Annotated in this window: 13 protein-coding genes and 2 pseudogenes; 8 read left to right on the forward strand and 7 right to left on the reverse strand. The window is 74.3% G+C overall.

What is annotated here, in order from left to right:
• Nucleotides 1-72 precede the first annotated feature (72 nt).
• Nucleotides 73-1,041, forward strand: coding sequence for a GlxA family transcriptional regulator (locus tag IF45_RS0130390; RefSeq protein ID WP_030310790.1), 969 nt, complete (start codon nt 73-75; stop codon nt 1,039-1,041).
• A 12-nt stretch (nt 1,042-1,053) separates the two neighbouring features.
• On the opposite strand, the gene IF45_RS0130395 is transcribed toward IF45_RS0130390, so the two are convergent.
• From IF45_RS0130395 to IF45_RS0130410, 4 genes are read right to left on the reverse strand one after another with little or no spacing between them, the layout of a single operon-like run.
• Nucleotides 1,054-2,457 carry a DNA cytosine methyltransferase gene (locus IF45_RS0130395; protein ID WP_030310791.1) on the reverse strand — a complete coding sequence of 468 codons (1,404 nt, stop codon included), beginning with the start codon at nt 2,455-2,457 and terminating at the stop codon, nt 1,054-1,056.
• Nucleotides 2,454-3,440 carry a DNA cytosine methyltransferase gene (locus IF45_RS0130400; RefSeq protein ID WP_277992512.1) on the reverse strand — a complete coding sequence of 329 codons (987 nt, stop codon included), beginning with the start codon at nt 3,438-3,440 and terminating at the stop codon, nt 2,454-2,456. The genes IF45_RS0130395 and IF45_RS0130400 overlap by 4 nt, the downstream gene beginning before the upstream one ends.
• Nucleotides 3,441-3,477: 37 nt before the next feature.
• On the reverse strand, nt 3,478-3,918 hold the full coding sequence (locus IF45_RS0130405) for a very short patch repair endonuclease (RefSeq protein WP_030310793.1): 441 nt from the start codon (nt 3,916-3,918) through the stop codon (nt 3,478-3,480).
• Between the two features lie 33 nt (nt 3,919-3,951).
• Nucleotides 3,952-4,968 (reverse strand): SEC-C domain-containing protein, encoded by a 1,017-nt coding sequence (locus IF45_RS0130410; protein WP_030310794.1) that lies wholly within the window; start codon nt 4,966-4,968, stop codon nt 3,952-3,954.
• Between the two features lie 199 nt (nt 4,969-5,167).
• Between IF45_RS0130410 and IF45_RS0130415 the strand changes: the two genes are divergently transcribed.
• The 3 genes from IF45_RS0130415 to IF45_RS0130425 all read left to right on the forward strand — a co-directional run bounded on the left by IF45_RS0130415 (nt 5,168) and on the right by IF45_RS0130425 (nt 7,478).
• Entirely contained in the window at nt 5,168-5,500 is a 333-nt protein-coding gene (locus IF45_RS0130415) for a DUF6412 domain-containing protein (RefSeq protein ID WP_008411819.1), read from the forward strand.
• A gap of 156 nt (nt 5,501-5,656) precedes the next feature.
• Nucleotides 5,657-6,409 carry a YidC/Oxa1 family membrane protein insertase gene (locus tag IF45_RS0130420; protein WP_003950594.1) on the forward strand — a complete coding sequence of 251 codons (753 nt, stop codon included), beginning with the start codon at nt 5,657-5,659 and terminating at the stop codon, nt 6,407-6,409.
• A gap of 181 nt (nt 6,410-6,590) precedes the next feature.
• Nucleotides 6,591-7,478, forward strand: coding sequence for a fumarylacetoacetate hydrolase family protein (locus tag IF45_RS0130425; protein WP_003950595.1), 888 nt, complete (start codon nt 6,591-6,593; stop codon nt 7,476-7,478).
• A gap of 54 nt (nt 7,479-7,532) precedes the next feature.
• Here the strand turns inward: IF45_RS0130425 and IF45_RS0130430 are convergent, their stop codons facing one another.
• A complete protein-coding gene (locus tag IF45_RS0130430; RefSeq protein WP_015507164.1) occupies nt 7,533-8,642 on the reverse strand; it encodes a Gfo/Idh/MocA family oxidoreductase in 1,110 nt (369 codons plus the stop codon).
• A 231-nt stretch (nt 8,643-8,873) separates the two neighbouring features.
• On the opposite strand from IF45_RS0130430, the gene IF45_RS0130435 reads away from it, so the two are divergent.
• The gene (locus IF45_RS0130435) at nt 8,874-9,962 is read left to right on the forward strand and encodes a hypothetical protein (protein ID WP_015507163.1); all 1,089 of its coding nucleotides are present in this window, start codon (nt 8,874-8,876) and stop codon (nt 9,960-9,962) included.
• Between the two features lie 19 nt (nt 9,963-9,981).
• On the opposite strand, the gene IF45_RS0130440 is transcribed toward IF45_RS0130435, so the two are convergent.
• Nucleotides 9,982-10,761 (reverse strand): HAD-IIA family hydrolase, encoded by a 780-nt coding sequence (locus IF45_RS0130440; protein WP_003950599.1) that lies wholly within the window; start codon nt 10,759-10,761, stop codon nt 9,982-9,984.
• Between the two features lie 197 nt (nt 10,762-10,958).
• Between IF45_RS0130440 and IF45_RS0130445 the strand changes: the two genes are divergently transcribed.
• From IF45_RS0130445 to IF45_RS0130455, 3 genes and pseudogenes are all read left to right on the forward strand, one after another.
• The gene (locus IF45_RS0130445; protein WP_010642644.1) at nt 10,959-11,525 is read left to right on the forward strand and encodes a hypothetical protein; all 567 of its coding nucleotides are present in this window, start codon (nt 10,959-10,961) and stop codon (nt 11,523-11,525) included.
• 2 nt (nt 11,526-11,527) lie between these two features.
• Nucleotides 11,528-12,178: pseudogene (locus tag IF45_RS0130450) on the forward strand (class F sortase); the annotation flags it as partial.
• Between the two features lie 286 nt (nt 12,179-12,464).
• Nucleotides 12,465-13,493: a glycoside hydrolase family 6 protein gene (locus tag IF45_RS0130455; RefSeq protein WP_003950602.1), complete on the forward strand. Its 1,029-nt coding sequence runs from the start codon at nt 12,465-12,467 to the stop codon at nt 13,491-13,493.
• A gap of 68 nt (nt 13,494-13,561) precedes the next feature.
• Here the strand turns inward: IF45_RS0130455 and IF45_RS33045 are convergent.
• Nucleotides 13,562-13,687, reverse strand: a pseudogene (locus IF45_RS33045) (IS30 family transposase); the annotation flags it as partial.

The raw sequence follows: 13,687 nt of genomic DNA on the forward strand, positions 1-13,687 counted from the left end.
ACGCCCCCCCCCCGCCAGGCCGCCCCGACTGAGCCGCCCCCCGCCGGCCGCCCCGACGACAGGACTGACCCCATGCCCGCCCCGCACCTCGTCGCCGTCCTCATCCGCGACGGCGTCCTCCCGATGGAACTCGGCCTGGTCCACCAGCTGTTCGGCAGCGCCCGCGCCACCGACGGCACCCCCCTCTACACCGTCCGCACCTGCGCGACCCGCCCCGGCCCCGTCCGCACCGACGCCGACTTCCCCGTGTACGCGCCGCACGGCCCGGAGATCCTCGCCGAGGCCCGTACCGTCCTCGTCCCCGCCTCGCACGAGCAGGACGAACGCCTCGCCACCGAGCCCCTCCCCGCAGACCTCCGCGCCGCCCTCGACACCGCCCGCGACGCCGGCGCCCGCCTCGCCTCCGTCTGCACCGGCGCCTTCGTCCTCGCCGCGTACGGCACCCTCGACGGCCGCCGGGCCACCACCCACTGGCTCTCCGCCGACCGCCTCGCCCGCGCCCACCCCCGCGTCGAGGTCGACGCCGACGTCCTCTACGTCGACGAGGGCGAGGTCCTCACCTCGGCGGGCGAGGCCGCCGGCATCGACCTCTGCCTCCACCTCATCCGCCGCGACCACGGCGCCGCCACCGCCGCCGACGTGGCCCGCCGCACCGTGGTCCCCCCGCACCGCGAGGGCGGCCAGGCCCAGTACATCCGCCGCCCCGTCCCCGAACCGGGCACCGCCTCGACCGCCGCCTCCCGCGCCTGGGCCCTGGACCACCTCGCCGACCCGCTCACCCTCGCCGACCTGGCGGCCCAGGCCACGATGAGCGTCCGCACCTACACCCGCCACTTCCGCCAGGAAACCGGCCAGACCCCCCTACGCTGGCTCACCCAACGCCGCCTCGACCGCGCCCGCCAGTACCTGGAGGAAACCGACCACACCATCGACCACATCGCCGGCGTGTGCGGCTTCGGCACGGATGTCTCGCTGCGGCACCACTTTCACGCGGCGCTGGGGACTACGCCGCGGAATTATCGGGCGGCGTTTCGAGGGTGAGGGTCGGGGCTGCTACGACGTGCTGACGGGCTCTCCCAGCGAGAGCTGCCTGACCTCGCGCGGAGCCTTCGCGGGAGCCGTCGTCGACGGCGGAGCGGGACGCCGCCGCGAGGTGCCCGCCCCCCTCTCCAGCGCGTCGTGCACATGCGCCGCGAGGGCCTTGGCCAGCGGCACGGGGACGGCGTTGCCGATCTGCCGGGCGATCTGCGTCTTGCTGCCGCACCAACGGAAGTCGTCCGGGAAGCCCTGGATGCGGGCGGCCTCCAGGTGGCTCAGCGGGCGTGGTGCCTCAGGGTGCAGATAGCGCCCCTTCTCCGGCTTGAAGAACTCCGTCCGGATGGTCACGGACGGCTTGTCCCACTCCAGCCGGCCCATCACGTCCCCCGAGCCGTTGACGTGCCGGTCCCAGCTGTCTGTGGAGAGCCGTTGGAACCCGGCCCTGTCCGCGTGTACGCGGTCGTGCTCGGTGAGCGCCTTACGGTTCTGTCCGGGAAGGATCGCCCGGTAGCGGGCGAGGGACAGCTCGGTCGGGGTGCGACCGACGTGCAGGTCATGGCCACGGAACGGCCCGGGGATGCTCTCCCGCAGCCGCGCCACGAAGTCCTTGTCCAGCGGACCGGTCTCCCTGACCTTCCGGGAGATCTTCACGGTCGGCGTTCCCTCGTCGTTCACCATGGGCAGTTCTGTTCCGCGCGTGGCGTTCGGGATCGTGGCGTGCCCCGGGCGCAGGCATTCACGCAGGGTGCGCCAGGCGGGGGGAGCCGCCTGGTCGATCGGCAGGTGCTGTCCGGCAGTGCGGCGTCCGGTGTGCGTGGGACCGGGGTACCCGATGTGCTGGTCCCCGCGCACACCGATGACGATGGTGCGGCGCCGGACCTGGGCCGCGCCGTAGTCGGCGGCGTTGAGGATCTCGGGCTCCTCCAGGGTGTACCCGATCTGCGCGAATGCCGCCGTCAGCTCCGTGATCTGCTCCGACGAGCGGAAACGGTCGACGTTCTCGATGATGAAGATCCGCGGCTGGACCAGCTCGACGACCTTGAAGTACTCCTCCCAGAGCTGGTTGCGCGGGTCTTCGGGGTCCTCCTTGCCGAGACCGGAGAACCCCTGGCACGGCGGACCGCCGAGGATCACGTCCGCCTTGAGTCCCGAGTCCCGGACCACGTCGACCCAGTCGGTGATGTCTCCCAGATGGAACCGGTGATCGGCGGATTCGGTGGAGTGGGCCCACTCGGTGAAGTTGGTGACGTAGGTCAGAGCGGCGGCGGGATCGATCTCGACACCCGCGACCGGGACGAAAGCATGGCCACCCTCACGGGCGCGCACCGATTCCGAGTACTCGCGGAAGCCCTGGCTGAACCCCCCGCACCCGGCGAAGAGGTCCACGATGCGGTAGGGCTGGTCGGTCCGGGAGTTCATGGCGCGATTTTAGACGGGTCGGAGAGCCCGGCTCCCGCGAGGTCCCGCGCGATCGAGCCTGCCACGGCGGCGGCGAGGGGCGGTGGGCAGGCATTCCCGACCTGCCGGTAGGAAGAGGTCTTGCGTCCGCTGATCCGCCACTCCGGCGGGAAACCCTGGAGCAGTGCCACTTGGGCCACGGTGAGTTTGGGGAGGAGGTTGACGGCCGCGTGCACGTCGGGCACCGCGTCGGCCACGCCCCCACCGTTGACCCCGAGCTTCTCCCACGAGCGCTTGGAACCGGTGGGTCCCAGATCCGCACCGCCCCGACGGTCCGAGCCGCCGACCAGCGTGGGCGCGGGCCGATTGGCACGGGCGGCCCATGCCATGGCCCCCCGCCAGCCGCCGGCGGCCATTGAGGGGGCCAGTACCGATCCCACGTCGGCGCACGGTGTCGGTCGAGGTGACGGCCACGAAGGCGCAGTGCCCTGGCGCAGGGCGACGAGGAACCCGTGAGGGCGCCGCTGGGGGACCCCGAAGTCCTGGGCGTCGAGCACCCGCCAGCCGTAGCCGTAGCCGACCTCGCGCAGGTGATCCTCGACCCACGCCCGCAGCGGCGCGTACGCGGGGTCCCGCACGAGTCCCGGTACGTTCTCGATCAGCAGGGCACGGGGGAGCGTCGCCTGGGCCAGCCACACGACCGCCTGGAGCAGGAAGTGCACGTTCTCCGGGTCCTTGCCGGGGCCGTTGACGCTGGACGGCAGGCGTGGGAGGCCCGCCGCGAGCAGGTCGATGTCGGTGTCCGGCGGGAAGAGGTCGGGCCGGTCGCTCGGCAGGAAGTCGGTGAGATCGGTCTCCAGGACCGGCCAGTGCGGTCGGTTCGCCAGCAGGGTGGCACACGCGTCCGGCTTGCTGTCGACCAGGGCGAGGGGGGTGAATCCACCCGCCTCCAGGCCCAACGAGAGGCCACCCGCTCCCGCGCACAGCTCCAGTGACCTCAGCACTTCGAACCCGCCCCGTCCGTTCGTCTCTCTCCGGCTGTCACCGTGAGGCCGGAGGACCCGGCCACCCCTGCTCCTCGCGCACCTCCACGATCCGCGCCGCCACATCCTCCGGCGCCTCATGTTCCCAGAACCTCAGCACCGTCCACCCCTGTTCCACGAGATGGGCCGTGGTCTCCCGGTCGCGGGCCATGTTCTTGTCGAGCTTCTCGCGCCACCAGGCGGCGTTGGCCTTCGGGTGGGTGGCGTGTTCGGGGCAGCCGTGCCAGAAGCAGCCGTCGAGGAAGACGGCGACGCGTTGTCCCGGGAAGGCGATGTCGATGGTGCGGCGGCGCATGCCGGGGACGGGGACGTGGAGGCGGTAGCGCTGGCCCGACGCGAACAGGAGGCCGCGCACGGCGAGTTCGCACGCGGTGTCGCGTCGGGCCTGTCGGCGCATGCGGGCGGAGACCGCCTCCGAGGACGGTTCGGCTCCGTTCATCGGGGTGTTCCCGTGCTCGTCGTCAGGGGGGAGTCACCCCGCCCCATGACACACCCCGTACTCCCGCCCCCTCCCGCACCAGCACCCCGCGTCGTTCGCCGGCGGCCAGGCCTTCGCCCGTCCCCTCGCCGCCAGGGTTGTCGCGTACAGGGGGAGCAGGGACGGGTCGGTCGGGGTGGTGGATTCTGAGGCGGCGAAGGCTTCGTAGGAGGGGAGGGTGGCGGAGACGGTGCCGAGGTGGGGGGTGCCGGAGGTGGCGAGTTCCCGGAGGGAGGATTCGACGGCGGCCAGGTGGGCCTCGTGGGAGGGGAACTCGGTGGTGAGGGCGGGGTGGGCGGCGAGGAGCTGGGCCAGTTCGTCCTCGGGCCAGTGGAGGACGGCGACCGGGAAGGGGCGGGAGAGGGCGGCGCGGTAGGTGCCCAGTTCGGCGCGGAGGCGGTCGATCTCGGCGCGGAGTTCGGCGGGGTTGTCGGAGCCGAGGGACCAGAGACGGTTCGGGTCGTGGAGTTCGTCGAGGGGGACCGGGGCTTCATGGAGGCGGTCGGCGAGCTCGTCGCGGGCGTCGTGGTCGGCGCCGAGCAGGCGGCGGACGCGGTGGCGGCCGAAGAGGAGCGGGCGTACCTCGCGGGGCGGGTGGGCGGAGTCGCCGACGAGGAGTTCGGTGGCGTCGGTGAAGACGGAGTGGGCGCTCTCCAGCTCGTCGTGGGCCTCCAGGGCCTCGGCGACGATGATCCACGGCTCGGGGGAGCGGGGCGCGGCGAGGCGGACGCCGTCGACGATGGCGCGGGCCTCGGCGTCGTGGCCGTACTCCCAGAGGTTGGCGGCCTTCAGGGCGCGGACGAGGACGGGCTGCTCGGCGGGGAGGGCGAGCAGGCGGTCGTAGAGGGCGGTGGCGCGGTCGCGGTCGCCCGCCACCTCGTGGTGGGCGGCGGCCTGCAGCAGGAGCTGTTCGGCGTCCTCGGGGTACAGCGCGGCGGCGCGTTCGAGTCGTTCGGCCTCGGCGGTGTGCGAGGCGTGCGGCGTGGTCTCGGCGGGCGTGTCGGGGCGCATACGGGACACGGTACTGCCGGGGGTCGGTGGGGGAAGGGGGTGGTGGGGTGGGTGTGGGCGGGGCCACGTGCGCGGGGGCGCGCACCGTACGAAGAGCGCGGGCGTGCCCGATTCCACGCCCGGCGCCCCTCCCGTGACCTCCGCCGCCCCGGTAGGGTGGCGGGGACTTGAACCCGGGGGTCCACGGAAGGAGGCGGGGATGAGGGAGACGGTGTCGGCCATGAGCGGCCGGCTGCGGCATGTGCGGCTCTTCGGCGTGCTGTTCCTCCTGCTGGTCGCCCAGTACCTCCTCGCCGAGACCGCGCTCGGCGCCGCCGCCGTCGCGGTGGCCGCCACCGCCGCCGCCGGGTCCGCGCTCGCGCTCTGCGCGGTGGTCGCCGCCCGGGCCGTGCCCAGGGTGCCGGTGGCACGGGTGCGGACCGCGCTCAGGGACCGCGCCCGGCGTACCGCCTTCCTCCCGCAACGCGATCCCGACGGGCCCGGCCGCCGCAGGCCCCGGGCGCCCGGCGTGCCCCTCCCGACGGCCGCGTAACTCCCCTCTCCCCAGAAGCCCCCAGGTCGGCTCCGCCGACGGGCCGGGCGAGGACGTGCGCCCCCGTCACGCTGCCCGCGAGCCTCGCCGGCTCGCGTTCCCGGCCTGACAACCCCCGGCGCAGCCTGTGCGCGCGCCGCCACGGGAGGGTTTCCCTTGTCGTTCTTCTCCGCCTTCGCCGACCTCGTCGACGGGCTCGGTGACGTCCTCGAACCGGTCGCCGGCACCGCCTCGACCGCCGCCGCCATCGTCCTGTTCACCGCCTTCGTGCGGCTGCTGGTGCTGCCGCTCTCCCGTGCGGCGGCCCGTGGCCAGAAGGCCAGGACCCGGCTCCAGCCGCAGGTCGTGGCGTTGCGCAAGAAGTACAAGAAGAATCCGGAGCGGCTGCAGAAGGCGACGCTGGAGCTGTACGCGGCCGAGAAGGTGTCGCCGTTCTCCGGCATCCTGCCGAGCCTGTGCCAGCTGCCCGCCTTCTTCCTGATGTACCACCTCTTCGCCTCCGCCGAGATCGGCGGCGCCCCCAACACCCTGCTCGGCCACTCCCTGTTCGCCGCGCCGCTCGGCGACCGGTGGAAGGACGCGCTGGCCGACGGCGGGTTGTTCGGCGCGCACGGCCAGGTCTACCTGGCGCTCTTCGCCGTGGTGGTGGCCGTCGCCGTCTACAACTACCGGCGCACCAAGCGCCAGCTCGCCGCCAGTGCCGCCCTGACCGCCGGGGACACGGAGGCCATGCCCGGCATGGGGGCCATGAACAAGATCGCGCCGCTGATGTCGTTCATGACGCTCTTCACCGTCGGTTTTGTCCCGCTCGCCGCCGCGCTCTACGTGGTCACCAGCACCCTGTGGACGGCGGTCGAGCGGACCGTGCTGTACCGCGAGGAGCCGGCGGGCGTCGCCGTGGCCGCCTGACCCGGCGCGGGGCGCTGGTCCACCCGTTGAACGCACCCTTGCGGGGCGGGCCCGTCCTCCGGCACGATCGGGCGGTCCTCCGGCGGCCGCACACCGCCGGGCGGACCACTCGCTCAGGGCGCCACCGTGGGCGGGCGGCCACCGTGCCGTCCGCCCCGCGAGCGACCACGGGAGTTCGACCATGAAGCTGCTGCGTGTCGGAACGGCGGGTGCCGAGCGCCCCGCCCTGCTCGACCGGGCCGGAATCCTCCGCGACCTCTCCGGCGTCGTCCCAGGTCTCGACGCCGCCCTCCTCGCCGCCGACCCCGCGCTGGCCAAGGTGCGCCGGGCCGCCGACGACCCCGACGGACTGCCGCCGCTGGACCCGGCGGGGCTGCGCACCGGCCCGCCGCTGGCCGGCATCGGCAAGATCGTCTGCGTCGGGCTCAACTACCACGACCACGCCCGCGAGACCGGCGCCGCGATCCCCGAGGAGCCGATCCTCTTCCTCAAGGCGCCGGACACCGTCGTCGGCCCGCACGACACCGTGCTGATCCCGCCGGGCTCCACCCGTACCGACTGGGAGGCGGAACTCGGCGTCGTCATCGGCCGCACCGCCCGCCACCTCAAAACGGCGGAGGAGGGGCTCGCGCACGTCGCCGGGTACACGATCGCGCACGACGTCTCCGAGCGGGAGTACCAGATCGAGCGCGGCGGGACCTGGGACAAGGGGAAGAACTGCGAGACCTTCAGCCCCCTGGGGCCGTGGCTGGTCACCGCCGACGAGATCCCCGACCCGCAGGCCCTCACCGTGCGGCTCTCCGTCAACGGGGTGCTCCGCCAGGACGGCACCACCGCCGACCAGATCTTCCCGGTCGGCGAGGCCGTCGCGTACATCAGCCGGTTCATGACGCTCTACCCCGGCGACATCGTCTCCACCGGCACCCCGGCCGGCGTCGCCATGGGCCACCCCGACCCCAAGCCGTACCTGCGCCCCGGCGACGTCGTCGAGGTGGAGATCGGCGGGCTCGGACGGCAGCGGCAGGTCATGGCCGCAGCGGAGGAGGGGGCGGGGGAGGCGGTGGCGTAGCGCCGCCGGGCGGGCAGAGACGGCGGCCGCGCATGCCCCTGCCTGCCCCCGGGCTCAGACCCGGCCGACCAGGTCCACCGTCGCGCCGGTGCGGGCCGACTCGCGGGCCGCCTCCAGGACGGTGAGGGCGTCCGCCGCCTCCAGGGCGGTGACCGGGTTCGGGCCGCCCTCGCGCAGGGCGGCGTGGATCGCGCGGTAGTACGCCGGGTAGTCGCCGGGCAGCGTCGGCTCCGGGGTGCCGCCGCCGGTCAGCGGGGACTCGCCCGAGCCGACGCGGCCCCACATCGCCTCGCCCTCGACGCCCCACGGCTCGCGCGGCAGGGGGCGCTCGCCCGCGCGCAGGGCCGCCTCCTGGGGGTCGAGGCCGTACTTGACGTACCCCGCGACCGAGCCGAGGACCCGGAAGCGCGGGCCGAGCTGGGCGGCGGTGGAGCTGACGTACAGGTGGGAGCGGACGCCGCTCACGTGGCGCAGGGCGAGGAAGGTGTCGTCGTCGGCCTCGGCGCCGGAGCGGCGTACGTCCGACTCGGCATAGACCCGGTCGACCGGGCCGAAGAGGTGCAGGGCCTGGTCGACGACGTGGCTGCCCAGGTCGTAGAGGAGGCCGCCGATCTCCTCCGGGCGGCCCGACTCGCGCCAGCCGCCCTTCGGCTTCGGCCGCCAGCGCTCGAAGCGGGACTCGAACCGCCAGACGTCGCCGAGGGTGCCCGCCTCCACCAGGGCCGCCAGGGTGCGGAAGTCGTTGTCCCAGCGGCGGTTCTGGAAGACCGAGAGGAGCAGCCCCTGTTCCTCGGCGAGGGCGGACAGGGCGCGGGCCTCGGCGGCGGTGCCGGCCAGCGGCTTGTCGACCACGACCGGCAGCCCCGCGCGCAGCGCCGCCTCGGCGAGGGCGACGTGGGTCTTGTTGGGGGAGGCGACGACCACCAGGTCCAGCTCGTCTGCGCGCGGCCACAGTTCGTCGGCCCGGTCGGCGAACCGCACCTCGCCGAACTCGGCGCGGGCCGCCTCGCGCCGCTCGGGCGAGGAGGTGACGACGGTGTCGAGGACCAGGCCCTCGGTGGCGGCGATCAGCGGGGCGTGGAAGACGGAACCGGCCAGGCCGTACCCGACGAGGGCGACCCGGACCGGCGCGGCGGCGGGGCGCGCGGAGGTGGCATCAGACATGCCCCCAGCCAAGCACGATCCGCCGCCCGCGCCCGACGGCCGCGACGGCTTCGCCCCGCAATGGTCGGATTATCGGCCGACCGGGCGATTTCCCGCCGCCCCGCCCGGCTCGAACAGCCGAACCAGGCGTGGCGCGCCCCGCCGCTTCCCCGCCCGCGTGGCAGGGTCGCGCCAACGGCCGACGGCCCCTCCCAGTGCCGTCGGCCGCCGGCACGACCTGGAGGCACACCCATGCGCTCGCGCACCCCCCTGGCCCTGGTCCTGGTGTTCGCCTCCCCGCTCGCCGCCGCCTCCGCCCACGCCGGAGATCCCGCCGTACCCGCCGCATCCGCCGGGGCCGCCCACGCCCCGGCCGGCCCGCCCGTGCCGCTCTGCGTCCAGCCCGACGCGGAGGTCCTGCCGCTCGTCGGGCAGGTGCGGGACGGGCCCGCCACCGTGCGCGCGGGCGACGGGCCGAGCGGATTCACGGTGCGGGTCCACAACACCGGCCGGGTCACCTGCCACCGCGTCCACCCGGTGGTCCTCCTCCTCGACGAGGACCGCGCCCTGGTCCCCTCGCAGGTGCGGCTCGACTTCCACGACGGGCGGCGCTGGCTCCCGGTCCGCCTGCGCCACACCTCGCGCAACGAGAACGTCGGCGTCCTCGACGGCGGCCAGAGCTTCCACGGCTTCACCGTGCGGCCCGGCGGGAGGAAGGACGTACGGCTGCGGCTCGCCGTCCGCGACGACGCCCGGCCCGACCGGGTCGCCGTCCAGGCCGCCCTGGTCCAGCACCACGACCGCGACGGCCACTGGGCCGGCCACTCGGACACGTACACCTTCGAGCTGCGGGGGGCCGACGGCACCCGCCCGTCCGCGCGCCCGCCGCGCGGCGAGCGGCCCGCCGACCCGCCCGGCGCCACCGAGTCCCCCGCGCGCCCGCCCGGCAGGCCCGACCCCGTCCCGGTCCCGCCCAGCCCCTGGCCCCTGCCCGACCCGTGGGCGAGGACGGAACCGCCGTCCGCCTCCCGGTTCCCCACGGGGATCCCCGTACCGAGCGGGCGGCCGCCCGGGCACCCGGACGCCGACGTGCCGGCGGGGGAGAGGCCGCCGCGCGCTCAGGCCGACGGAGGCCGTGACGGCCGTACGGACGCGCCTGGCCGCACCCCGGAGACCGGCTCCGGCGAGGCCCCGCGCCACCCCGGTCACGAGAGCGGGAAGGGGCGTCCGGAGCTGGCCGAGACCGGGGCCGGTGTCACCTCGCTCGGGCTGATGGCGGCGGGCCTGCTGGTCTTTGGGGCGGCGCTGCTGGAGGTGGCCCGGCGCCTGCGCAGGGCCTGAGCGGGCGTCCGGCGTCCGGTCAGATCCGGTCGACCAGGTCCGCGATCGAGTCGACGACCTCGGTGGCCCGGTACGGGAAGCGGTCCAGCTCCGAGACGGAGGTCAGGCCGGTCAGCACCAGGTACGTGGTCATCCCGGCCTCCAGGCCGGCGAGGACGTCGGTGTCCATCCGGTCGCCGATCATCGCGCTCGACTCGGAGTGGGCGCCGATGGTGTTGAGGCCGGTCCGCATCATCAGCGGGTTGGGCTTGCCGACGAAGTACGGCTCCTTGCCCGTCGCCTTGGTGATCAGCGCCGCCACCGACCCCGTCGCCGGGAGGACGCCCTCGGTGGAGGGGCCGGTGTTGTCCGGGTTGGTCGCGATGAACCGGGCGCCGCCCTTGATCAGCCGGATCGCCTTGGTCAGCGCCTCGAAGGAGTACGTCCGCGTCTCGCCCAGGATGACGAAGTCCGGGTCGCTGTCGGTGAGGATGTAGCCGGCCTCGTGCAGGGCGGTGGTCAGCCCGGCCTCGCCGATGACGTACGCGGTGCCGTCGGGGTGCTGGCTGCCCACGAACTTGGCGGTGGCCAGCGCGGAGGTCCAGATGTTCTCCACCGGCACCTCCAGCCCGATCCGCTTCAGCCGGGCGTGCAGGTCACGCGCGGTGTAGATCGAGTTGTTGGTGAGCACCAGGAAGGGCTTGCCGGAGTCGCGGAGCTTGGTGATGAAGGCGTCGGCGCCCGGGATCGGCACCCCCTCGTGCATGAGGACGCCGTCCATGTCCGTGAGCCAGGATTGAATCGGCTGACGCTCTGTCATGGGTGCGGGCTCCTGCCTACGCGGTACTCATGGGATCAACAGCCTACCCAGCGGGTCCGGCCCACGCCGCCGGGGAGCGTGACGCCGGGCGTTCACCCGGAAAGCGCAACCCTCGCCCGACGCGCCGCCCTTCCCCGCGCATCCGAGTGGCGCGGCCCCCGTGCCCGGGTGAACCTGCCGGGGACAGGAGGTTCACCATGCGCATCCATGGCATCACCGTGCGTGCCGCCGCTCTGGCCGCCGCACTGACCCTGACCCCCCTCGCCGCCGCCTCCACCGCGGTCGCCGGTGACGAGGAGAACTACGGCAACCACCACCGGCCGGGCCGGGTCACCGTCTCCCCGTCCACCGTCTCGCCCGGCGGCGAGGTCACCCTGCGGGTCGACGTCTGCCGGGGCAAGGAGGCGGTCGGCTTCTCGGAGGCGTTCGCGGGGGACGCCTGGTTCGGCCCTTCGGCCGACCGGGGCGAGCTGTACGCGGAGGCCCGCATCCGGTCCGACGCCGAACCCCGCCAGTACGAGATAAAGGTCGACTGCAAGGACAAGGAGAACCGGCACGCCCGCGGCACGGTCACCGTCGTCCACCACAAGCAGCGCCCGCACGCCCCGGTGAGCGCGGGCGGCGGCGGCACCGCCGAGGTCGCGGCCGAGGCGGGCAGCGACGGTCCCGGCACCTCGCAGGCGGTCATCGGCGGCGCCCTGGTCTCCGCCGCGGTCCTCGCCTTCGCGAGCCACCGGGTGCGCCGCGGCAGGCGTACGGACTGACCATGGCCGAAGGCAAGCGCGCGCACAGCAGGCTGATCACCGGCGCGGCGTGGGCCGTGCTCCTGCTCGGCCTGTGGATCTGGGGGCGCGAGGTCTCCGACGGCTCCCCGCTGCCGGGCGCGGGGAGCGGGCGGCCGGCGGCGGTGGGCGGCGCGGGCGGCGCCGATCTGCCGCCCGCCCGCGAGCCGCTGCCGGGGGCCCGGCCGGTCCGGGTCGACGTCCCGTCCATCGGCGTCTCCTCGGCCGAGGTCGTCTCGCGCGGCCTCGACGACGCGGGCGCCGTCGACCCGCCCTCCTTCGACACCCCGGACACGGTCGGCTGGTACGACTCCGGTCCCCAGCCCGGTGAGGAGGGCGCGGCCCTGCTCGTCGGCCACGTCGACACCCGCACCCGGCCCGCCGTCTTCTACACCCTCAGCGCCACCGAGCCCGGCGCCCGCGTCCGGGTGGCGCGGGAGGACGGCACGGTCGCCGAGTTCACCGTCGAGGACGTCCAGGTGCTGGAGCGCGAGGGGTTCGACGCGCAGAAGGCGTACGCCCCCCGGGAGAAGGGGCGCGCGGAGCTGCGGCTGATCACCTGCGGCGGCACCTTCGACAAGGCCCGCAACACCTACACCGCCAACGTCGTCGTCTCGGCCTACCTGACCGGCACGGCGACCCCGGACGGCGCCGAGGCGGAGAACGCGGCCGAGGACCGGACCGCGCGGGCCGCCCGCGCCGAGACGGCCGGCGCCGGACCCCTCACGGAGGCGGCCGTTCCGCCCCCGGCGGGTCTCCGCCGTGCCGGAAGCGGCGAGGCGCTGCTGCCCTCCATGGCGATGGCGCCCTGAACCCCCTCCGCCCGGGTGTCGCACCCGCACCACGAACCGTTCGCCGCCCGGAGCGGACCGCCCGGCTATGTCAGGATTGCCGCACGACGGTGCACCCGAGGGGGAGTGGATGTACGGCAAAGACACCGGCCACGGCCGAGGTTTCCGGCGCCGGGGGATGGGAGCGGTGGCCGTGGGGGCGGCCCTGCTCCTCTCCGGCTGTTCCGGTTCGTCCGACGACGGGAGCGAGGCCAAGCCCAGCGTGAGCCAGCAGCCCAAGGGCGAGGACCCGTACTGGGTCAACCCGGACGGCAACGCGGCCCGCCAGGTCGCCGAGTTCGAGGACGAGGGCAAGAAGGACGAGGCCGGGCTGGTCCGCCGGATCGCGGAGCAGCCGGTGGCCGACTGGCTGGGCACCGACCAGCCCGAGGAGGAGGCGCGCGGCTTCACCGAGGCGGCCAAGGCGGCCGACCGCGAGGCGCTGCTGGTCCTCTACAACATCCCGCACCGCGACTGCGGCAACTACTCGGGCGGCGGCGCCGCCGACGGCAACGCCTACCGCGCCTTCGTCGACTCCGTCGCCAAGGGCATCGGCGACCGCCCGGCCACCGTCATCCTGGAGCCGGACGCCGTCCTCCACCTGGTCGACGGCTGCACGCCCGAGCAGTTCCACGAGGAGCGGTACGACCTCCTCAAGGGCGCGATCCAGACCCTCAAGGCGCTGCCCGCCACCAAGGTCTACCTGGACGCGGGCAACGCCGGCTGGGGCAAGCCCGAGCAGATCTTCGAGCCGCTGACCTGGGCGGGCGTCGCCGAGGCCGACGGCTTCTCGGTCAACGTCTCCAACTTCTACTCCACCGGGGAGTCCGTCGCCTACGGCAAGGAGCTGTCCGCGAAGGTGGGGAACAAGCCCTTCGTCGTCGACACCAGCCGCAACGGCAACGGCCCCTTCACCGGCGGCGACCCGGCCGAACGCTGGTGCAACCCGCCCGGCCGCGCCCTCGGCGAGGTGCCCACCACCAAGACCGGCGACGACCTCGTCGACGCCTACCTCTGGATCAAGCGCCCCGGCGAGTCCGACGGCGAGTGCAAGGGCGGCCCGAAGGCCGGCCAGTGGTGGCCCGAGTACGCGCTGGGACTGGCGAAGGCGGCCAAGTAGCGGCAGGGCACGGGCAGCAGGGCGCCCCCACCTTCGGCGAATTCCGGGGGTCGTTGCAACACGAGTGATCAACTGGCTGTTGTCAGGAGCTTAGCGAGACGCTCGGCTGGGGTTTCCCAGCCGAGCGTTTTGCGTGGGCGGCTGTTGAGTTCGGCGGCGACGGTGTCCAGGTCCTCGCGGCTGTGGCGGGCCAG

Origin of the sequence: Streptomyces albidoflavus (assembly GCF_000719955.1) — a bacterium.
Taxonomy (GTDB): domain Bacteria; phylum Actinomycetota; class Actinomycetes; order Streptomycetales; family Streptomycetaceae; genus Streptomyces; species Streptomyces albidoflavus.

Bases quoted from the DNA above. Each gene is read 5' to 3' on its own strand.
- IF45_RS0130390 (WP_030310790.1), top strand. From the start codon at position 73: ATGCCCGCCCCGCACCTCGTCGCCGTCCTCATCCGCGACGGCGTCCTC.
- IF45_RS0130395 (WP_030310791.1), bottom strand. From the start codon at position 2,457: ATGAACTCCCGGACCGACCAGCCCTACCGCATCGTGGACCTCTTCGCC.
- IF45_RS0130405 (WP_030310793.1), bottom strand. From the start codon at position 3,918: ATGAACGGAGCCGAACCGTCCTCGGAGGCGGTCTCCGCCCGCATGCGC.
- IF45_RS0130410 (WP_030310794.1), bottom strand. From the start codon at position 4,968: ATGCGCCCCGACACGCCCGCCGAGACCACGCCGCACGCCTCGCACACC.
- IF45_RS0130415 (WP_008411819.1), top strand. From the start codon at position 5,168: ATGAGGGAGACGGTGTCGGCCATGAGCGGCCGGCTGCGGCATGTGCGG.
- IF45_RS0130425 (WP_003950595.1), top strand. From the start codon at position 6,591: ATGAAGCTGCTGCGTGTCGGAACGGCGGGTGCCGAGCGCCCCGCCCTG.
- IF45_RS0130430 (WP_015507164.1), bottom strand. From the start codon at position 8,642: ATGTCTGATGCCACCTCCGCGCGCCCCGCCGCCGCGCCGGTCCGGGTC.
- IF45_RS0130435 (WP_015507163.1), top strand. From the start codon at position 8,874: ATGCGCTCGCGCACCCCCCTGGCCCTGGTCCTGGTGTTCGCCTCCCCG.
- IF45_RS0130440 (WP_003950599.1), bottom strand. From the start codon at position 10,761: ATGACAGAGCGTCAGCCGATTCAATCCTGGCTCACGGACATGGACGGC.
- IF45_RS0130445 (WP_010642644.1), top strand. From the start codon at position 10,959: ATGCGCATCCATGGCATCACCGTGCGTGCCGCCGCTCTGGCCGCCGCA.
- IF45_RS0130455 (WP_003950602.1), top strand. From the start codon at position 12,465: ATGTACGGCAAAGACACCGGCCACGGCCGAGGTTTCCGGCGCCGGGGG.